This is a genomic window from Streptosporangiales bacterium (assembly GCA_009379955.1).
Classification (GTDB): domain Bacteria; phylum Actinomycetota; class Actinomycetes; order Streptosporangiales; family WHST01; genus WHST01.
Window position 1 is genome coordinate 1 of record WHST01000088.1, and the last position, 20,522, is coordinate 20,522.

Here is a 20,522-nt window from a genome sequence, read left to right on the forward strand (position 1 = left end):
GATCCGCAGCACCGCCGCGACCTCCTCACGGGTGAAGTCGTCCTTGGTCACGTCACGGAGCTGGTCCAGCCGCGCGAGCGCGGCGAACTGGCGGGCCTGCGCGGCGGCGATGCACTTCTCGTACCCGGCGAGCACCGCAAGAGCGATCTCCGCCGGTGCGGTCGAGAGGTCGACAGTGTCGAAGGCGGCGTGGGTGGTGCCGGAGGCGGGGAGTGCCTCGACCTGGTCCAGCTCCTCGACGTCGAACATGTGTTCGAGTCTACCACATGCGAGCGCCGCCGAACACCCGGATTCCCTTACGTAGCAAGGGTTTCCGTGAATCAACGGTCACCGCAGACGAGCCAGGAAGCGAGGCAGCCACAGAGCTGCCTCACCCCGTAGACGCGCGCTTTCGGGTCGGGCGGTGGGGTCAAGACTCCGCCAGACCACCGCACCCACCCAAGAACGAGACGCGGAGTCTTGACACCCACCGCCCGACCCCAACACTAAGAAGAGGGGTGAGGCAGCGGCCCACGCGAAGGCAGCGGCCAACGCGAGGCACCGGTCAACGTGAGGCAGCGGACGCCAAGACCGGATGGAACCGGGCCAACGCCCACCCACCCTCGTCCTCGACGCGCAACTCGACCGCCTGATCGATCCTCAACGAGTCCCTCTCCGCCTCGTCGTCGAACACCAGGTTGGTGATCAGCCGCGGTCCTTCGTCGAGCTCGACGACCGCGACGTGGTACGGCACCTTGTCGGCGAAGTACGGGTGGAACGCGCGGTGGTAGACGACCCAGCTCACGAGCGTCCCGGTGCCCGCGCTCGCCTCGTAGCGCCAGTCGGGCAGCAGGCACCGCGGGCACTCGTCGCGCGGCGGGAGCCAGGCGTGCGCGCACGACGTGCAGCGCTGGAAGCGCAGCTCGCCCGCGGCGAGGCCGTCCCAGTACGGCCTGCTCAGGTCCGTCACCGGCGGCGCCGGGAACTCACTCATCGTCGCCCACCTCAGTTTCCCAGGATCATCGAGGCGTGCGTGTGCATCGCGCCGCCCTGGTTGGTCACGAGCGCGTGCTTCGCGCCGGGGACCTGGTTGACCGCGGTGCCGCGCATCTGGCGCACCGCCTCGATCACCAGCTGCATGCCGGGAGTGCCCGTCTCCGACAGCAGGCCGCCGCTGGTGTTCACCGGCAGCCGCCCGCCGATCTCCAGCGCACCGTCCTCGACGAACCTGCCGCCCTGTCCCTTGGGGCAGAAACCGTAGTCCTCGAGCGTCATCAGCACCGTGATGGTGAAGCAGTCGTAGAGCTGCGCGACGTCGATGTCGTCGGGACGAAGTCCGGCCGCCTCGAAGACGCGCGCGCCGGCGACGGCCGCCGCCGTGCTCGTCAGGTCGGGCCGTTGTGCGACCTCCCATGAGGTCTGGCCGTGGCCGAAGCCGAGGACCGGCACCGGCGCCGGCACGCCCAGCTCGCGGGCGCGCCGCTCGGTCATGACGACGACGGCCGCGCCGGAGTCGGAGATCAGGCAGCAGTCGTGGCGGCGCAGCGGCTCGACGACGTAGTCGGCCGACTGGTGCTCCTCGATCGTCAACGGCTTGCGCAGGTGCGCGTCCGGGTTGCTCGCGCCGTGCTTGCGGCAGGCCACCGCGATCGAGGCGAGCTGCTCGGTCGTGGTGCCGTACTGCTGCAGGTGCCGTTGCGCGATCATCGCGTAGCCGGACAGCACCCCGAACCAGCCGTACGGCGCCTCGGCCGACGCCAGCGGCCGTTCGTACGCGCTCCTCGTGCCGGTACGCGGGTTGTCGCCGTAGCTCACGAGTGCCACGTCGCAGTGCCCGGCCTGGATCGCGGCCGCGGCGAGGCAGATGAGCGTGACGTTCGACGCGCCGCCCTGGTCCCACAGCCCGCCCATCCGCGGCTGCAGGCCGAGTGCCTCGGCGAGCTTCTGCCCGAAGAAGCGCTCGAAGCCCGACGTGATCGACTTGGTGAAGACCGCGTCGACCACCGACTTCTCGACGTCCGCGTCCGCCAGCGCCCTGCGGCACGCCTCGACGTTCAGCGACGTGATCGAACGCCCGGGCAGCTTGCCGTACGCCGTGTGCCCGACACCCGCGATGACGATTCTGTCGTCGGAACCGCTCACACGACGCCCTCCGCCACCAGCTCGTCGAGGCGCTCCGGTGCCATCCCCAGCCAGTCGCAGTAGACGCTCCTGTTGTCCTCGCCCAGAGCGCGACTCGGTCGGGGCGTCGCGCGCCCGACGTCCTCGAGGAGGATCGGGCTGTGCGGCACGGTGATCGTGCCGAGGGTCGGATGCTCGATCTCCTGCAGCATGCCGCGCGCGAAGTGGTGCTGGTCGGTGGTGACCTGGCTCAGACTCCGCACCGGCGCCGACGGCACTCCCACGGCGCGCAGGGCGGAGAACACCTCTTCCTTGCACTGCGTCGCCACCCACACGCCGACGAGCGCGTCGATCGCGTCGATGTGGGTGACCCGGTTCCTGGTCTCTGCGTACCTCGGGTCGTCGACGAGGTCGTCGCGGCCCATCACCGCGAGCAGCTTGCGCCAGTGCCCGTCGCTCTCGCAGATGATCCCGACGTGCCCGTCCTTGGTCGCGTAGACGTTGTACGGCACCACCGAGTACCCGCCGTGCCTGTTGCCGCTGCGGAAGTCGTCGACGCCGGAGGAGAAGAAGTGGCCGAGGTTGGACATCATCGACGCGTAGACCGCCTCGTGCATCGAGATCTCGACGGTGGCGCCCTCGCCGGTACGTTCCCTGCGGTACAGCGCGGTGAGGATGCCGCCGTAGAGGTGGATGCCGCCGAAGAAGTCGCAGATCGCCGGTCCAGACTTCACCGGCGACCCGTCGGGGAAGCCGGTGATCCCGAGGACGCCGGAGATCGCCTGGACCGACAGGTCCATCGCCGGGTACTCGCGGTACGGGCCGGAGCGACCGAAGCCGGACGACTGGGCGTAGACCAGGCGCGGGTTGATCCCGCGCAGCACGTCGGCACCCACGCCGAGGCGTTCCATCACGCCCGGCCGGAAGTTCTCGACGAGGACGTCTGCTTTGGCGACCAACTGCTCGAGCAGCCGCTTGCCCCTGTCGTCCTTGAGGTTGAGGGTGATGCACGACTTGTTCGAGTGCAGGTTCGCGAACGCATAGCGCGGGCCGCCCACCTGGCCGCGCACGCGCAGGTGCTCGCCGTGCACCGGCTCGACCTTGATGACCGTGGCGCCGCCGAGCGCGAGGAGCAGCGTGGCGTACGGCGCAGCGTAGATCTGCCCGAGGTCGATCACGACGAGCCCGGCGAGTGGGTTCCGGTCCTCGGATGCGGTCATCACAGCACCCCCGAGGTGCCGCCGTCGACGTTCACGGCGGTGCCGGTGACGTAGCCGCCCTCGTCGGAGACCAGGAAGCGCACGAGTCCCGCGACCTCCTCGGGCTCGCCCACCCTGCCGAGCGGGACTCCGCGCGACTCGGCGAGTCCCGCGTAGTACGTCTCCCGGTCACCGGGCGAGCCGGCGGCGCGCCACCTGGCGTCGTGCTGCTCGCTCTTCACGAAGCCGATGCAGATCGCGTTCACGAGGATCCGGTGCGGCGCGAGCTCCTTCGACAGCACCTTGGTCAGCGCCAGGCCCGCCGCCCGCGTCACCGTCGTCGGCGCGGACCCCGCGCCGGGCGTCTTGCCGCCGATCGACAGCACGTTGACGACGCGGCCGCCGCGCTGCCGGTCGACCATGTCCGCCGCGACGAGCCTGGTGAGCCTGATCGCCGCGAACAGCTTGAGGTCGATGTCGTCGCGCCAGTCCTCGTCGGTCAGCTCGAGGAATGCGCCGCGGTTGGACGTGCCGACGTTGTTGACCAGCGCGGTCACCGGCCCGAACGCCTCGACCGTCTGCTCGTACAGCCGGGTCAGCTCGTCCGCGTCGCGGCAGTCGGTCGGCACGCCGATCACCCGGCCGTCGCCCTCGGTGTCGATCTCGTCGACCGCCGCGGCGAGCCGCGCTTCGTCGCGCGCGCAGATCGCGACGCGCGCGCCCTCCGCGTACAGCCGCGCCGCGACCGCCTTCCCGATACCCGCGCTCGCCCCCGTGACCAGCGCTACGACGTCTTTCACCTGACCGCCTCCACCACTGCCGCAATGCCCTGACCGCCGCCGATGCACATCGTCTCCAGCGCGTATCTCGTGTCGCGCCGCCGCATCTCGTGCAGGAGCGTCGCGAGGATCCGCGCCCCCGTCGCGCCCACCGGGTGGCCGAGCGAGATGCCGGAGCCGTTGACGTTGAGCCGCTCGTAGTCGGCGGCGCCGAACTCCCACGAGCGCGTCACCGCGAGCACCTGCGCGGCGAACGCCTCGTTCAGCTCGATCAGCTCCATGTCGGCGAGCGTGAGGCCGGCCCGGGCCAACGCCTGCGCGCTCGCCTCGACGGGACCGATACCCATCCGTTCCGGCTCCACGCCGGCAAGCGCCCAGGACACCAGTCGCGCCATCGGCGTGAGCCCGAGACGCTCGGCGTTCTCCGACGTCGTCACGAGGCACGCCGCGGCACCGTCGTTCTGGCCGCTCGCGTTGCCCGCCGTCACCGTGGCCTCGGGGTCGACCTTGCCGCGGACAGGACGCAGGCGCGCCAGCGCCTCGAGCGAGCTGTCGGCGCGCGGGTGCTCGTCGGCCGACACGACGACGTCGCCCTTGCGACCGTGGACGGTGACGGGCACGATCTCGTCGTCGAACAGCCCGCCGGCCTGCGCGGCGACCGCGCGCCGGTGCGAGGTGAGTGCGAGCTCGTCCTGCTCCTCGCGGCCGATGGAGAACTCCCTGCGCAGGTTCTCCGCCGTCTCGAGCATGCCGCCCTCGACGACGTGGTTCGCTCCGCCGGCCGTCACGCGACCGCGGGCAAGCCTGTCGTGCAGCTGCACGGACGCGGGCGGGTGGTCGAAGCGGAAGCCGGTGGCGTAGTACTCGACCTGACTCATGTTCTCCGCGCCGCCCGCGACGACGACGTCGCTCGCCCCGGACTGCACCTGCATCGCGGCCATGACGACCGCGTACAGGCCGGAGCCGCACCGCCGGTCGACCTGGACGCCGGGCACCCGCACCGACAGCCCGGCGTCGAGCGCGGCGACCCTGCCGATCGCCGGGAACTCCCCCGACGGGTAGGCGTTGCCGAGGATCACGTCGTCGACCAGCTCGGGGTCGATGCCCGAAAGGTCGACGAGCGCGCGGATCACGGTCGCCGCGAGCTCCTGCGGTGCCACGTCCCGCAGTGCTCCGCCATACCTGCCCACGGGCGTTCGGAGCGGATGGCAGATGACCGCGTCACGCATGTTGATCCTCCTCTATTCGCGAACAGACAGCACGAGCTTGCCAACGTGCTCGCCGGCCTCCATCACCCGGTGTGCCTCGGCGACCCGCGTCCACGGCAGGGTGCGGTCGACCACCGGCGAGATCGTGCCGCTCGCCAGCGCCGGCCACACGTCGCGGCGGAGCGCTTCGACGAGGTCGGCCTTCTCGTCGATCGTGCGCGGACGCAGCTTGGCACCCGTCACCCACGCGCGCTTCGACATCAGCGCCTGGATGTCGACCTGCGCCTTCGCGCCGTCCATCGTCCCGATGAAGACCAGTCGGCCGTCCATCGCGAGACAGTCGAGGTCGCGCGCGAGGTACGGGCCGCCGATGTGGTCGAGCACGACGTCGACGCCGCGTCCGCCCGTCTCCTCGTGGACGCGTGCGACGAAGTCCTCGCGGTGATAGTCGATGCCGACAGCCGCACCCAGCGCGCGACAGGCGTCGATCTTCGCCGGCGAGCCGCAGGTCACGAACACGATGCAGCCGCGCTCCCTGGCGAGCTGGATGGCGGCCGTGCCGACTCCGCTCGCGCCACCGTGGACGAGCAGCACGTCGCCCTCGCCGCAGCCGCCCCGCCGTACGACGTTGTCGTACGCCGTGAGGAACACCTCGGGCACCGCTGCGGCCTGGGCGTAGCTCATCGCGTCGGGGATGCGCATGGCCAGCCGCGCGGGCACCGTCGCGAGCTCCGCATGCCCGCCGCCGGGCATCACCGCGCACACCCGGTCGCCCGGCGTCCAGTCCGTGACCTCCGCGCCGACCGCCACGACCCGGCCCGCCAGCTCGAGACCGAGCACGTCGGTGGAGCCGGGTGGCAGGGAGTAGGTGCCGGCGCGCTGCAGGGTGTCGGCGCGGTTGACGGCCGTCGCCCACACCTCGACGAGCAGCTCGTCCGGGCCGGGCACCGGGTCCTGACGGTCCTCGAACGTGAGCACCTCGGGACCGCCGGGCGCGGACGCGACGACGACTCTCACAGCAGCTCCTCCGGTCAGTAGCCCTCGTCGAGCCGGACGAGGTTGCGCAGCTCCTCGCCGCCGGCGAGACGTCGCAGGTTGTCCCCCACGGTGGTCAGCGCGCGCTGCCTCGCCTCCGCGGTCGCGCCGGAGTAGTGCGGCGTGAGGATCGTGTTGTACGCGTGCAGCGGCCGCCGGCTCGGATAGCCGTTGCGCCCCTCGACGTCCTCGCGTTCGAACACGTCGAGTGCGGCTCCGGCGAGGTGCCCCGACCCGAGCGCGTCGTACAGCGCGTCCTCGTCGACGAGCGCACCCCGGCAGACGTTCACCAGGTACGACCCCGGCCTCATCGCGCCGATCCGGTCCGCGTCGAGGAGGTGCCGGGTGTGTGCGGTGAGCGGGATGCACGGGACGACGTAGTCGCACTCGCCGAGGAACCCGTCGAGCTCCTGCCACGGGCGTACGACGTCGAGCCCCGCGCCTTCGGCGTGCTCGGGACGGCGCATCACCGCGCCGACGCGCATGCCGAACGCGGACGCCCTGGCGTGGACCTCCCTGGCGATGTTGCCGTAGCCGACCAGGCCGAGCGTCGAGCCGTGCAGCTCGCCGCCGAGCACGCCTTCGGCCCGCCGCGCCGCGAGCGCGGTGGACCAGTCGCCGTCACGGGACAGCGCGTTGTGCAGGCGCACCGTGCGACGGGTCAACGCGATCATCGCCATCAGCACGAACTCGGCCATCGGGATGGCGCAGGGGTTCGACCGCGCGACGAGGACACCGCGGTCGCGCAGCCCGCCGACGACCTCGTCGGTCAGCAGGGAGTCGACGCCGTGACCGAGCACGTGGACGAGGCGCAGGCGTTCGGCCTTCGGCAGCAGGTCCTTCGGGATGGTGCGCATGTAGCCGACCATCACGTCGACCGTCGGCAGCGCCGCGTCGAGCTCGGCGGGGCTCAGGTCGTGCATCCGCAGGACCTCGCCGCCGGACGACCACGTCCGCTCGACCAGGTCGAGCTCCACCGCCGTCGGCTGCCACGTCAGCAGGACCACCACGAGTGTCTCCTCGCTACGCCGACGGCACGACAGAGAGATCGTGCGCAATACGCACACGTGTTCTCTAAGGGAACACGATCATCCTTGTCATTCACCCCTGGACTGTCAACACGGTCGAGGCCCATCGTGCCCTTGACAAGTGTGTGAGCCAAGTCAACAATCTGTACTCGTACCGTACGCATGTACGTATAGCGTACGTATTCACGGGGCACACCGACGGCGCGGCCACCCGCAACGAAGCGAAGGACTCGGATGCCATGAGGGCGAGCAGGCACACCAGGACCCGCGGCCGGTCGCACCGGCGCCAAGCCCTCGCCGCCGTCGCGGTCGTGACGCTGCTCGCGAGCGCGTGCGGTGGCGGTGGCGGCGACTCCGGGCCGAGCGACGCGTTCCCCGAGCTCTACGAGGCCGCGAAGAAGGAGGGCACGCTCTCCCTCTACAGCCACGTCACCGCCACCGAGCAGATCGAGGGCGTGGTCGACGCGTTCGAGGAGGCGTACCCGGACATCGAGGTCGAGCTGACCAACAAGACCGGCTCCGCCATCCTCGAGACGTTCCTCAGCGAGAAGCGCGCGGGCGTCGACACGGTCGACGTGATGCAGTACCCCGGCATCGCGCCGTTCGAGGACCGGTTCCGCGACGAGAAGTTCATCCAGCCGTTCACGCCGAGCTCCGCGAAGTCGTACCCCGCGAACTCGGTGGTGAAGGGGTACGCCTACCCGTGGCTCTCCTACACGATGGGCGCGGTCTACAACACCGACAAGATCACCGACAAGGAGCTGAAGTGCCTGCGCAAGCTCGCGTGCTGGACCGACCCGATGTGGAAGGGACGCATCAGCGGCGGCAGCCCGGGCTCCGCGTCGATCCAGCGTTCCCTCTACCAGTGGGTCGAGAAGGACGAGGCGCTCGGTGACGAGTGGCTGGAGGACTACGCCGCACTCGATCCCGTCACGTTCAACAGCGTCACCCCGGCCGCCGAACGCGTGATCGCCGGTGAGTACGTCGCGAGCTTCCCGCAGATGAGCATCACCGCGGCCCGCGCCGGTCCCGAGGGTGCGCCGATCGGCTTCGCCACCCAGGAGTACTCGGTGGCCAACCCCGCGCTCATCGCGCTGGCCAACAAGGCGCCGCACCCCAACGCGGGCAAGCTCTTCATCGAGTGGCTGCTGAGCGACGCCGGCCAGCAGGTGATGATCGAGTCGGTCGCGACCGACTCGCTCAAGACGGACCTGAAGAACAACAAGCCGGTGACCGGCGAGGACTGGTTCGACTCGCCGAAGAAGCTCGTCATCCCCGACGACGTCGCGTTCGAGAAGCACAGCAAGGCCATCACCGACAAGTGGAACAAGCTCATCGGTCCGGGCAAGGAGTGACGTCGCGGGAACCCGGAGGACAGGTGTGACGAGCACGACGACGCAGCAGGCCCGACCGGTGCCCCCCGACCCCGGGCCGCCGCGTGGCCGGACGGCCGGCGACCGGCTACGCGCGCACTCGTCACTGCTGATCGCCGCGCCGTTCTACCTGGTGGTCGCGGTCATGGTGCTGCTGCCGCTCGGCTACCTCCTCTACGCCGCGCTGCAGACGGGGTCGCCCGGCGACCCGAGCTCGACGTTCACCCTCGACAACGTCAAGGCCGTCGTCGGCGAGACCGCGTACCGCCGGGTGCTGTGGAACACCCTGAAGCTCGGCGCCATCGTCACCCTCCTCGCGTGCCTCTTCGGAGTGACGCTCGCGTGGTTCGTGGCGCGCACCAACCTGCCCGGCAAGCGAACCCTCGAGGTGCTGCTCCCCCTCCCGCTGTTCCTCTCGCCGTTCGCCGGCGGCGTCGCGTGGGTGTTCCTCGGCTCGGAGAGCGCCGGCCTCATCAACGTGGCGTACCGCGCGATCGTCGGCACCGAGGACGCGCTCGTCAACATCTTCAGCTTCGGCGGCCTGGTCTTCACCATGGTGCTGTTCATGACGCCGTACGCGTACCTCTTCACCCTGGGACCGCTGCGCAACATGGACGCCTCGCTCGAGGAGGCCTCCCGGGTGCACGGCGCGTCGGCGTTCCGCACCGTCGCGCGCATCACCCTTCCCCTGGTGCTGCCCGGCCTGCTCGCGGCGCTGCTGATGGCGTTCGTGCTGTCGGCGGAGATGTTCAGCCTGCCCGGCCTCATCGGCGTGCCCGCCGACTACTACACGCTGCCCTACTTCATCTACCAGGCCACCAACTTCTCCCCACCGCGGTGGCCGCTCGCCGCCGCCGGCGGCCTGCTGCTGCTCGTCATCATGGCCGCGGGGGTCTGGCTGCAGCGCAGGGCGACGCGGGCGAGCGAACGGTTCGTGACGGTCGGCGGCAAGGGCCCCGCGATCGCGCCGGCGAACGTCGGCAGGTGGCGCTGGGTCGGCGCGACGCTGTGCTGGCTCTACCTCACGTTCGCGATCTTCCTCCCGCTGTGTGCCCTGCTCGTCGGGGCGTCGATGCGGTACTTCACCCCGCGCCTGTCGCTCGAGCTGTTCACCCTCGACAACTGGGTACGAATCCTCACGTCGAGCAAGTTCGTCGAGGCCATCACCAACACGCTCGTCATCGCGGTCATCGGCCCGCTGTTCGGCCTCGTCATCGGGTTCGCGCTCACGTACCTGTGGCAGCGGATGCGCGCGCCCTTCGGCAGGACCGTCGAGACACTCGCGATGCTCCCGGTCGCGATCCCCGGCATCGTCCTCGGCGTCGGTCTGGTGTGGGCGTACGTCGGCACGCCGATCTACGGCACGCTGGCGATCCTGTTCATCGCGTACGTCGCGAGGTTCCTGCCGCACGTGCTGCGCATCTTCTCGTCCACGCTGGTGCAGATCGACCCGGTGCTCGACGAGGCGTCACGGGTGTCGGGCGCGGGAATCCTGCGGACGCTCAGGCGGGTCACCCTGCCGCTGCTGAAACAGTCGACGCTGTCGGCGTGGCTGCTGCTCTTCCTGATGATGGTGCGCGAGCTCAACGTCGCCATCATGGTCTACACGTCCGACACCACGGTGCTGCCCGTGCTGCTGTGGAGCGAGATCGAGGGCGGCCAGTACGGCGGCGCGGCCGTCGTCGCGATGGTGGAGGTGACGATCGTGACGGTGGCGTTCGTGATCGCGCGCAAGGTGCTGCGCGTCGACCTGGCCAGGACCATGAGCGAGCGCTGAGGAGACACATGGGTTTCATCGAAGTCGAGCAGGTCGTGAAGCGCTACGGCGACTTCACCGCCCTGCGTGGCGTCGACCTCACGGTCGAGGAGGGCGAGTTCCTGTGCCTGCTCGGTCCGAGCGGCTGCGGCAAGACCACGCTGATGCGGTCGATCGCGGGACTCACGACCATCGAGGGTGGACGCATCTCGGTCGGCGGGCAGCGGTTCTCCGAGCCCGGCCTCACGATCCCGCCGGAGCGCCGCAAGCTCGGCATGGTGTTCCAGTCGTACGCGCTCTGGCCGCACATGACCGTCTTCGGCAACATCGCGTACACGCTCAAGACGAACAAGTGGCCGAAGGCGGAGATCAAGGACCGCGTGCGTGAGGTGCTCGACATCGTCGGCCTGCCCGGCCTGGAGGACCGCTACGCGGGTCAGCTGAGCGGTGGCCAGATGCAGCGGGTCGCGGTCGCCCGCAGCCTCGCGCCCGAACCACGCGTGCTGCTGTTCGACGAGCCGCTCAGCAACCTCGACTCCAAGCTGCGCGAGAAGATGCGCTTCGAGCTGCGGCAGATCCAGCAACGCGTCGGCATCACCGCGCTGTACGTCACGCACGACCAGTCGGAGGCGATGGTCGTCGCCGACCGCATCGCGCTGATGAAGGACGGCGAGCTCGTCCAGCTGGGGTCGGCAAAGGACCTCTACGAGAAGCCGCGGAGCCCGTTCGCCGCGGAGTTCATGGGCGTGACCAACTTCGTCTCCGCCGAGGTCGTCCGGACCGACGGCAGCACCGTGCACCTCCGTCTCCCGGGCGACGTCACCATCGCCGGACGGCTCGCCACGGGATCGGAGACGGCCGCGGGATCGGACGGGCCGGTCACGATGACCGTCGCCGTGCGCCCCGAACACCTGAGGACGTCGACGACCCAGCCGGCCGAGTCCGCCGAGACCAACGTGCTGCCCGGCGTGGTCGACGACATCGTGTACCTCGGCAACCTCGCCGACCTCTACGTGCGCGTCGGCGATACCGTGCTGCGCACGCAGGCCGTGCCCGACGACCTCGACGGCTGGACCACCGGCATGGACGTCTGGGTGTCCGTGGAGGAACGTCGGGTCCGCGCCGTGGCGGGCGAGCGCACCACGACCGACGAGCGAGCGAAGGCGACCGCGTGAGCGAGACCACCGATGGCTGGCAGCTCCCCGACGAGCTGGTCGGGCTGAAGGAGTCCGTGGCGGGTTTCATGCGGCGCGAAGTGCTGCCGGTCGAGGAGACGCTGCCGCACGACGCGTACAAGCTCCCCGACGACCAGCTGGCCACGGTGCAGGCGAAGGCACGCCAGTCCGGACTGTGGTGCATGCAGACGCCGGCCGAGTACGGCGGCGCCGGGCTCAGCATCCTCGGCAAGTGCGTGGTCGCCGAGGAGGCCGCGAAGTGCCGGATGGGCGCGTACGCCCCCGCGGCGGGCGCGTTCGGCTGGGACCCGCCGAACATCGTCTTCGAGGGCACCCGGGAGCAGATCGAGAAGTACGCGCTGCCCGCTGTCGAGCACGGTGACCGCAAGACGTTCGTCGCGATCTCGGAGGCGAGCGGCGGCTCCGACCCCGGCCGCAGCATCAGCACCACCGCCGTGCGCGACGGCGACTCCTGGGTGCTCAACGGCACCAAGCTCTGGATCTCCGGTGCCGACACGGCACGCTGGGGCATCGTCTTCGCGAGGTCGCGACCGGGCCGCGGGCGTGACGGGATCAGCTGCTTCATCGTCGACACCGACAGTCCCGGCTTCAGCACCCGTCCCGTCGAGGTGATCCGCGCGTGGTCACCGTGCGAGGTCGTCTTCGACGACTGCCGCATCCCCGCCGACAACCTGCTCGGCGAGGAGGGCCGGGGCTTCAAGGTCGCCGAGCGGTGGCTCGTCCACGCGCGACCGCCGTACGCCGCCGGCACCATCGGCATCGCACAGGCCGCCCTCGACCTCGCCGTCGACCACGCCAAGAACCGCGAGGCGTTCGGCGACCTGCTCGCGACGAAACAGTCGATCCAGTGGATGCTCGCCGACTCCGAGATCGAGCTCCAGGCGGCACGCCTGCTCGTCTACCAGGCGGCGTGGCTGGCAGACCTCGACCGGGACTACAAGACCGCGGCGTCGATCGCGAAGGTCTACGCGACAGAGACAGCCGGCCGCGTCGTCGACCGGTGCATCCAGATCTTCGGCGGCATGGGCGTCAGCAAGGAGATGCCGCTGGAGCGCTGGTACCGCGAGCTGCGCATCAAGCGCATCGGCGAAGGCCCGTCCGAGGTGCACCGGATGGTCGTCGCCCGTAGCCTCCTCGGCAAGGCGATGAAGGGACGGCGCTAGGTGAGCATCGACTACGAGGTCTCGGACGGCATCGCGACGATCACGCTCAACCGGCCCGAGCGTCTCAACGCGCTCGACGCGGAGGCGTACGCCGCGCTGTCCGCAGCCTGGCAGCGTGCACGCGACGACCAGGACGTCCGGGTGGTCATCGTCACCGGCGCCGGCGAGCGGTCGTTCACGGCCGGCGCAGACCTGAAGAGCTTCGTGGGCAACCCGCCGGGACTCGAGGAGTTCTGGCTGACCCAGAAGGACCAGCTGCTCAACCGTGGCCTGGAGTTCTGGAAGCCGGTCATCGCCGCGGTCAACGGCTACTGCCTCGGCGGTGGCATGACCCTGCTGCTGGCGACCGACCTGCGCATCGCCGCGACGCACGCCACGTTCAGCCTCGCCGAGGTCAAGCGCGGCATCCTGCCGGCGAACGGCGGAACGCAACGGGTCATGGCGCAGCTCCCGCACGCCGTCGCGATGGAGATGCTGCTCACCGGCGACTCGATCACGGCGGAGACCGCGGAACGCTGGGGCCTGGTCAACGCGGTCGTGCCGGCCGACCGGCTGATGGACACCGCACGCGACTACGCGCGCCGCGTCGCGCGCAACGCGCCGCTCGCCCTCCAGGCGATCAAGGAGCTCGCGCTGCGGTCGAACGACCTCGACCTCGTCAGCGGCCTGCGGATGGAGCAGGCGATGAGTCGGCTGCTGAAGTTCACCGACGACGCCACGGAGGGCCCGGCCGCCTTCCGCGAGAAGCGCGAGCCCGACTTCCGGGGCCGGTGAGCTTGTCCGCCGAGAGACCGTCGCGCGCGGCGTCGGAGCTGCATCCCGGCATCTGGCACCTTCCCGTGCCGCTCACCGGACACAGCATCGGCCACGTCAACGTCTACGCCCTCGTCACCGCCGAGGGCCCGCTGCTGGTGGACACCGGCTGGGGGACGCCGGAGACCTTCACCGCGCTCACCGCCCTGCTGCGGGACCTGGGCGCGGAGCCGGCCGACGTACGCGGCGTCGTCAGCACCCATATGCATCCCGACCACTGCGGCCTGGCGCGGACGTTGCGCGACGCCGGCGGCGCCTGGTTCGCGATGCACGAGGTCGACGCCCGCGGCCTGCGCGAGGTGTACGCGGACCGTCCCGCGCACGTCGAGGCCAACCTGCGCTGGCTGCGCGAGGCCGGGGCACCCGGCGACTACGCGCCGCGCATGGTCTCCCGGCTCGACGAGATCGCGAGCCGCGCCACCGGGCTCGCCCCCGACCGGCCGCTCGCCGACGGCGACACGGTCTCGCTCGGCGACTGGGACCTCGCCGCCGTCCACACACCCGGGCACACCCCGGGACACCTGTGCCTGTTCGAGCAAAAGACGGGCACGCTGTTCACCGGCGACCACGTGCTCACGCGGATCAACGCCAGCCCCACCTACCGGCCGGGCACGTCCGACGACCCCGTCGGCGACTACCTCGCCTCCCTCGACCGCCTCGCGTCGCTGCCGGTGCGACGGACGCTGCCCGGCCACCAGCGCCCCATCGCCGACCTCGCCGCACGGCTCACCGAGGTCCGCGCGTACCACGAGCGGAGGATCGCCCAGGTCACCGGCGCCGTCCGCGCCGGCAGCCGGACCGCGTGGGAGACCGCGGCGACCCTGACCAGATCGCGCCCGTGGCCGGAGCTGAGCGAGACGTCCCGCGTGGTGGCCGTCGGCGAGACGTACGCCCACCTGCGCCACGTGGCGCTCCGGGGCGAGGTCGTCGCGCATGACGGCGAGCCGGTGCGCTGGACCGCGGTCTGACGCGCCACCTGTGCGGCGCGAGGTCCGAGCGCGTTCAGCCGATGCCGAGTTGCTCGGCCGCCATCCGGGTGCCCGTGACCCGGTTCGCGATCTTCTGGAACGCCACGTCGCGTGCGTAGTCGGGAGATCCGTGGTTCGGCTTCTCGTCGATGCTGAACGGCGAGTAGCCGCAGTCGTCGGTCGAGCCGAGCTGATCCTTCGGGATGTACCTGGACGCCGTCACCAGCGCATCCCTGATCTCGTCGGGGCTCTCCACCCGCGGGTTCAGCGGGTTGCAGACGCCCACGTACGCGAACTGCGGAATGCCGTTGGCGTCGGAGCGGATGTTCTCACCGACGATCTTGTACACCCGTTCGCGGTCACGTTCGCTGGACAGCTGCATGAGGAAGTAGCCGGCGTTCATCGAGAACATGCTCGGCAGCAGGTCGTTGTAGTCGACGTCGGCGCTGTGCACCGAGTCGCGGTCGCCACCCGGGCAGGTGTGGATGCCGATGCGTGACCGCTCCTCGGGCGTGAACCTGTCGATCACGCGGTTGTTGAGCTCGATGAAGTGCGGCAGCAGGCCCGCGCCCGTCCACGGGTTACGCGAGTCGGCGCGGGTGGCGAGACGTCCCTCGGTGAAGTCGATCGAGACGTGGGCGGCGCCGGCGTCGAAAGCCTGCCTGATGTCCTTCTCGGTCTCGTTGCAGAGGTCTTCCTCGAACTGCGCACGCGAGTAGTCGGGCAGCTCGTCCTTCAACGGGTAGAGCAGCGCGAGCATCGACGGCGCGATGACCGCCTGCTTCATCGGCTTGGTCGCCATGCCGATCGACTTCCGGAGCGTGTCGGCGGCGTACATCTTGTACGCGAACGGCCCACGGGTCAGCCGCGGCAGCTGGCGGCCGTGGCCGTCGGCGAAGATGGCGAAGAACTGACCGTCCCCGGCGAAGTTGTCGGCCAGACCGGTGCCGGCAAGGGTGTCGGCGATGGGATAGGTGGCGAAGCTCGACCACCGCTGCTCACCGTCGGACACGATCGGCGACCCCGTGTCCTCGAACCGCGAGATGGAGTCGCGGACGGCCTCGTCCTGCTCCTTCTCCAGCCGGCCCTGGTCGACCTCACCCTTGTCGTAGGCGGCGTAGAGCTTCTGCAGCTTGTCGGGACGCGGTAGCGAGCCCACCGGTTCGGTGGGGATCCCGGTCGCGGTCCTCGGATCGTAGGCAGTCACGGATATCGGCCCTCTCTGCGCGTCATCGAGCAGCGGCATGATGTGAATGAGAGAGACAGGTCTGTCTCATTGGATGAGGCTAGTCCCTCGGCCACGACCGGTCAACACTCGGTCTGCGACGGTTCAGGTGGTGATGCCGTGGCTGTCGAGCAGCAGCCTGCCGAGCTCCTGCGACCTGGACGCGGCCACCGTGTCGCCCTCGAGGGCGGCGATGATCGAGCCCTTCATCAGGATGTGCCACGTGCGCGCGAACGCGTCGGTGTCGTCGACTCCCGCTTCCTCGGCGAGTCCGCGGAGGAAGGCCCGGATGTTCTCCAGGTGTCGGACGCTCGCGGCGAGCACGGGGCCGCCGGTGTCAGTGGTCTCCAGGAGCACCCGGATGAACGAGCAGCCCTCGAACTCCGCGGACGCGAACCACTCGCCGAACACGTCGAAGATCGCCAGCAGCCGCTCCCGTGGAGTCGTGCCGCGCTCGGTCGCCGCCGCCGCCAACCAGGCATACGTCCAGGTCTCCTCACGCCGTTCGAGGAACGCGAGGACGAGGTCGTCCTTGGAGGGAAAGTTACGGTACAGCGTCATCTTGGCGACGCCCGCCTTGGCGATCACGGAGTCGACGCCGACGGCCTTCACACCCGAGCGGCTGAACTCTTCGTACGCCGCGCGGAGGATGCGTTCGCGGCCGCTGTCACCAGCGGCCTGCTCGGGTCGTCTGTCCGTCGCTCCGTCTGCCATGTCGATCTCCCCGCATCGTACGCGCCGTCGGAGCGATCGGTGGGGTCCTACGACAGGCCGACGATGTCGCCGTCGTCGGTCAGATCGATGTGGGCGGCGCCCGGGGCCGTACCGAGGCCCGGCATGGTCCGCATCTCGCCGCAGATCGGGTAGACGAAGCCGGCGCCGATGGATGCGCGCACCTCGCGGACGGGTAGGCGCCAGCCGCGCGGGGCTCCGGTCAGCCTCGGGTCCGACGAGATCGACAGGTGGGTCTTCGCGATGCAGATCGGCAGGTGGCCGTACCCGAGCTCCTCGTACCGCGTGAGCTTCCTGCTCGCCTGGATGCTGTAGTCGACGCCGTCCGCGCCGTACACCTTGGTCGCGATCGTCTCGATCTTCTCCCGCAGGCCGGCCTCGTCGGGGTAGAGCATGGTGAAGCCGTTCGGCTCGGCGGCGGCCTCCGCCACGGCCTCGGCGAGCTCGACCGCGCCGCGACCGCCGTCGGCGAAGTGGGTGCACACGGCGCTGCGCGCTCCCTCCTCCGCCGCGATCCGCTGGATCGCGGCGTGCTCGGACGGATGGTCGTCCGGGAAGGCGTTGATCGCGACGACGGGCGGGACGCCGTGCAGGCGGCAGTTCTCGATCTGCTTGCGCAGGTTCGCGGCGCCCGCGAACACGTCGTCGGGGCTCTCGGCCGAGAGCCCTTCCGGCAACGGCCTGCCCGCGACGACCGAGAACCGCCCGGAGTGCACCTTCAGCGCTCGCACCGTCGCGACGACGACCGCGGCATCGGGCGTCTGACCCGACACCCGGCACTTGATGTTGAAGAAGCGTTCGGCGCCCATGTCCGCGCCGAACCCCGCCTCGGTCACGAGGTAGTCGCCGGCGCGGATGCCGACGAGGTCGGCGACGACGGACGAGTTGCCGGTCGCGATGTTGCCGAACGGCCCGGTGTGGACGAGCACCGGCGTGTTCTCCAGCGTCTGCAACAGGTTCGGCTTGATCGCCTCGCGCAGCAGCACCGCCATCGCACCGGCCACCTGGAGCTGTTCGGCCGTGACGGGTTCGCCGCTGGTCGTGTAGCCGACGACGATCCGCCCGAGCCGTTCCCGCAGGTCGGAGACCGACCTCGTGAGCGCGAGCACCGCCATCACCTCCGACGCCGCGGTGATGTCGAAGCCGGTCTGCCGAGGTACTCCGTCGCCCCTGCTGCCGAGCCCGACCACGATGTTGCGCAGCGCACGGTCGTTGACGTCGAGCACCCGCCGCCAGCCGATATCGTGGGGGTCGAGGTCCAGCGCGTTGCCCTGGTACAGGTGATTGTCGATGATCGCGCTGAGTGCGCGGCCGTCACCGCGTGCATGTCGCCGGTCAGGTGGAGGTTAAGCAGCTCCATCGGCACGACCTGGCTGTAGCCGCCACCCGCGGCGCCGCCCTTGATGCCGAACGTGGGTCCCATCGACGGCTGCCTGATGGCCACGGTGGCGCGCCTGCCGATGTGCCCGAACCCCTGCCCGAGCCCGACGGTCGTGGTGGTCTTGCCCTCGCCCAGGGGCGTCGGCGTCACGGCGGTGACCACGACGTACTTCGCCCGCGGCCGGTCGGTGAGCGCGTCGATCGCCTCGAGCTTGACCTTCGCGACGGTCTCGCCGTACGGCTCCAGCAGGTGCGGGCCGACGCCCATCGTCGCCGCCACCTCGGTGAGCGGTTTCAGCGAGGCGCCACGGGCGATCTCGAGATCGGTGGGGAACGTCATGGTCCCTCCACGTCGGGCCGGACGATGTCGGCATGCGGCCGCCCCACGCGGTTCTCGACCTCGGCCGCGGCCGCGGGTCCGTACGTCTCCTCGAACCGCCGGACGAAAACACCGGGGTCGAGGTCGTACTCCTGTGGACCCACCGCCTCGAGGGTCAGCGTCGCGAGCACGCACCCCACCTGCGCGGCGCGCTCGAGGTCGAGACCCCAGCCGACGCCGGCGAAGAACCCCGCACGGAACGAGTCACCGACGCCCGTGGGGTCGGCGGTGTCGCCCGCGGGCGTCGGGTCGACGTGCACGCGGGCAGCCTCCCGGGACTCGATGCCCACGCCCTTGGCTCCGTACGTGGTGATCCACGTCCCCACCCGGCCGAGCACCTGGGTGTCCGTCCAGCCGGTCTTCTGCAGCAGCAGCTCGCGCTCGTACTCGTTGGTGAACAGGTACGTCGCGTGGTCGACCAGGTGACGGATCCTGTCGCCCTCCATGCGAGCGAGCTGCTGGCCGGGATCCGCGGCGAACGGATACCGGTTCGCGCGGCACTCCTCGGTGTGCCGCACCATCGCGAGCGGGTCGTTCGGACTGATGAGCACGACGTCGACGCCGCCGAGCTCACGCACGATCGGCACCAGGGCGATCTGCCGCGCCTCCTCCATCGCGCCCGCGTAGAACGACGCGATCTGGTTGTCCACGGCGTCGGTCGTGCACAGGAACCGCGACGTGTGCCGCGTCGACGACACGTGCACCCACGTGGTGTCGACGCCACCCCGTTCCAGCCAGTCGCGGTACTCGGCGAAGTCGCCGCCGACGGCACCGACGAGGAGCGGACGCAGGCCGAACCGCGCCAGGCCGAACGCGATGTTGGCCGCGGTGCCGCCCGGGCGCAGGTGCAGCTCGTCGACGAGGAACGACAGCGAGACGCTGTCGAGCTTGTCGGCGATGAACAGCTCGCTGAACCTGCCGGGGAACACCATCAGGTAGTCGGTCGCGATCGAGCCGGTGACGACGGTGCGCATGCCGTTCACCGCGCGGGAAGGCCGGCCGCGCTGCGCAGCACGTCGGCCCGGTCCGTCTGCTCCCAGGTGAAGTCGGGGTCGTCCCTGCCGAAGTGCCCGTACGCCGCGGTCTTGCGGTAGATCGGGCGGTGCAGCTTGAGGTAGTCGCGGAAGGCCGCGGGCCTGAGGTCGAAGTGCTCGGACACGAGCTCGGCGATCCTGGTCCGCGAGACCTTCTCGGTGCCGAACGTCTCGACGAGCAGCGACAGTGGCCGGGCGACACCGATGGCATAGGCCACCTGGATCTCGACGCGGTCGGCGAGGCCGGCGGCGACGAGGTTCTTGGCGACGTACCGCGCCGCGTACGCCGCGGACCTGTCGACCTTCGACGGGTCCTTGCCGGAGAACGCGCCGCCGCCGTGCCTTGCGAACCCACCGTAGGTGTCGACGATGATCTTGCGTCCGGTGAGACCAGCGTCACCGACGGGGCCGCCGATGACGAACCGGCCGGTCGGGTTCACGAACAGGTTGGTCCGCAGCTCGGCCGGATCGTAGAGCTCACGCGGAAGGACCGGTGTCACGACGTTCTCCCACAACGCGGCGGGCAGGCGATGCTCGGTGCCGTCCTCGTGCTGGGTCGAGATCAGCACCTTCTCGATCGAGGTCGGCACGCCGTCGACGTAGCGCACGGTCACCTGCGTCTTGCCGTCGGGCCGCAGGAAGGGCAGCTCGCCGTCCTTGCGCACCTGCGCGAGCCTGGCCGCGAGCCGATGGGCCAACGCGATCGGCGTCGGCATCAGCTCGGGCGTCTCGTTCGTGGCGTAGCCGAACATCATGCCCTGGTCGCCCGCGCCGACGCTGTCGAGCTGGTCGGTGCTCGTCGAGCTCCGTGCCTCGCGCGCAGTGTCGACGCCCTGCGCGATGTCGGGTGACTGCTTGTCGAGTGCGGTGAGGACGGCGCACTGGTCACCGTCGTAGCCGCATGCGGCGTTGTAACCGATCTCCCTGATGGTGTCGCGGACGATGCCGGTGAAGTCCATCGGCTCCGGGGTCGTGATCTCCCCGGCGACGACCGCGAGGCCGGTCGTGACGAGCGTCTCGCACGCGACGCGTGAGTACGGGTCGACGCTCAACGCCGCGTCGAGGATCGCGTCGGAGATCTGGTCGGCGACCTTGTCCGGGTGGCCCTCGGTCACCGACTCGGAGGTGAACAGATACTCGTTCTCCTGCATGCC

18 protein-coding genes and 1 pseudogene are annotated in these 20,522 nt (G+C 70.2%); 6 read left to right on the top strand and 13 right to left on the bottom strand.

Going from position 1 to position 20,522, the window contains the following annotated elements:
* The 8 genes from GEV10_22510 to GEV10_22545 all read right to left on the bottom strand — a co-directional run.
* A partial coding sequence (locus GEV10_22510; protein MQA81221.1) for a hypothetical protein occupies positions 1-249 on the bottom strand: 249 nt, incomplete at its 3' end.
* 295 nt (positions 250-544) lie between these two features.
* Positions 545-973 (bottom strand): DNA-binding protein, encoded by a 429-nt coding sequence (locus GEV10_22515; GenBank protein ID MQA81222.1) that lies wholly within the window; start codon positions 971-973, stop codon positions 545-547.
* A gap of 11 nt (positions 974-984) precedes the next feature.
* Complete coding sequence (locus GEV10_22520) at positions 985-2,121, bottom strand: thiolase family protein (GenBank protein MQA81223.1); 1,137 nt, start codon at positions 2,119-2,121, stop codon at positions 985-987.
* A complete protein-coding gene (locus GEV10_22525; GenBank protein MQA81224.1) occupies positions 2,118-3,320 on the bottom strand; it encodes a CoA transferase in 1,203 nt (400 codons plus the stop codon). The genes GEV10_22520 and GEV10_22525 overlap by 4 nt, the downstream gene beginning before the upstream one ends.
* Positions 3,320-4,099 carry an SDR family oxidoreductase gene (locus GEV10_22530; protein ID MQA81225.1) on the bottom strand — a complete coding sequence of 260 codons (780 nt, stop codon included), beginning with the start codon at positions 4,097-4,099 and terminating at the stop codon, positions 3,320-3,322. Before GEV10_22530 ends, GEV10_22525 begins: the two co-directional genes overlap by 1 nt.
* Positions 4,096-5,307 carry an acetyl-CoA C-acyltransferase gene (locus GEV10_22535; protein ID MQA81226.1) on the bottom strand — a complete coding sequence of 404 codons (1,212 nt, stop codon included), beginning with the start codon at positions 5,305-5,307 and terminating at the stop codon, positions 4,096-4,098. The genes GEV10_22530 and GEV10_22535 overlap by 4 nt, the downstream gene beginning before the upstream one ends.
* 12 nt (positions 5,308-5,319) lie before the next feature.
* Positions 5,320-6,303 (bottom strand): zinc-binding dehydrogenase, encoded by a 984-nt coding sequence (locus GEV10_22540; protein MQA81227.1) that lies wholly within the window; start codon positions 6,301-6,303, stop codon positions 5,320-5,322.
* Positions 6,304-6,317: 14 nt separating this feature from the next.
* Entirely contained in the window at positions 6,318-7,331 is a 1,014-nt protein-coding gene (locus tag GEV10_22545) for a hypothetical protein (protein ID MQA81228.1), read from the bottom strand.
* Between the two features lie 257 nt (positions 7,332-7,588).
* On the opposite strand from GEV10_22545, the gene GEV10_22550 reads away from it, so the two are divergent.
* The 6 genes from GEV10_22550 (at position 7,589) to GEV10_22575 (ending at position 14,618) form a co-directional block, all read left to right on the top strand.
* Positions 7,589-8,704 carry an extracellular solute-binding protein gene (locus tag GEV10_22550; GenBank protein ID MQA81229.1) on the top strand — a complete coding sequence of 372 codons (1,116 nt, stop codon included), beginning with the start codon at positions 7,589-7,591 and terminating at the stop codon, positions 8,702-8,704.
* Between the two features lie 25 nt (positions 8,705-8,729).
* On the top strand, positions 8,730-10,499 hold the full coding sequence (locus GEV10_22555; GenBank protein MQA81230.1) for an ABC transporter permease subunit: 1,770 nt from the start codon (positions 8,730-8,732) through the stop codon (positions 10,497-10,499).
* 8 nt (positions 10,500-10,507) lie between these two features.
* Positions 10,508-11,653 carry an ATP-binding cassette domain-containing protein gene (locus tag GEV10_22560; GenBank protein MQA81231.1) on the top strand — a complete coding sequence of 382 codons (1,146 nt, stop codon included), beginning with the start codon at positions 10,508-10,510 and terminating at the stop codon, positions 11,651-11,653.
* Between the two features lie 68 nt (positions 11,654-11,721).
* A complete protein-coding gene (locus GEV10_22565; protein MQA81232.1) occupies positions 11,722-12,837 on the top strand; it encodes an acyl-CoA dehydrogenase in 1,116 nt (371 codons plus the stop codon).
* Positions 12,838-13,611, top strand: a complete 774-nt coding sequence (locus GEV10_22570) for an enoyl-CoA hydratase/isomerase family protein (protein ID MQA81233.1) — start codon at positions 12,838-12,840, stop codon at positions 13,609-13,611.
* A complete protein-coding gene (locus GEV10_22575; protein ID MQA81234.1) occupies positions 13,608-14,618 on the top strand; it encodes an MBL fold metallo-hydrolase in 1,011 nt (336 codons plus the stop codon). Before GEV10_22570 ends, GEV10_22575 begins: the two co-directional genes overlap by 4 nt.
* A 34-nt stretch (positions 14,619-14,652) precedes the next feature.
* Here GEV10_22575 and GEV10_22580 read toward each other — a convergent pair whose 3' ends face one another.
* The 5 genes and pseudogenes from GEV10_22580 to GEV10_22600 form a co-directional block, all read right to left on the bottom strand.
* The gene (locus GEV10_22580; GenBank protein ID MQA81235.1) at positions 14,653-15,792 is read right to left on the bottom strand and encodes a hypothetical protein; all 1,140 of its coding nucleotides are present in this window, start codon (positions 15,790-15,792) and stop codon (positions 14,653-14,655) included.
* A 156-nt stretch (positions 15,793-15,948) separates the two neighbouring features.
* Positions 15,949-16,557, bottom strand: a complete 609-nt coding sequence (locus GEV10_22585; protein MQA81236.1) for a TetR family transcriptional regulator — start codon at positions 16,555-16,557, stop codon at positions 15,949-15,951.
* Between the two features lie 47 nt (positions 16,558-16,604).
* Positions 16,605-18,295, bottom strand: a pseudogene (locus tag GEV10_22590) (formate--tetrahydrofolate ligase).
* The gene (locus GEV10_22595) at positions 18,292-19,308 is read right to left on the bottom strand and encodes a carbohydrate kinase family protein (GenBank protein ID MQA81237.1); all 1,017 of its coding nucleotides are present in this window, start codon (positions 19,306-19,308) and stop codon (positions 18,292-18,294) included. The pseudogene GEV10_22590 and the gene GEV10_22595 overlap by 4 nt, the downstream one beginning before the upstream one ends.
* Before the next feature lie 5 nt (positions 19,309-19,313).
* Entirely contained in the window at positions 19,314-20,519 is a 1,206-nt protein-coding gene (locus tag GEV10_22600) for a methionine adenosyltransferase (GenBank protein ID MQA81238.1), read from the bottom strand.
* Between the last annotated feature and the right edge of the window lie 3 nt (positions 20,520-20,522).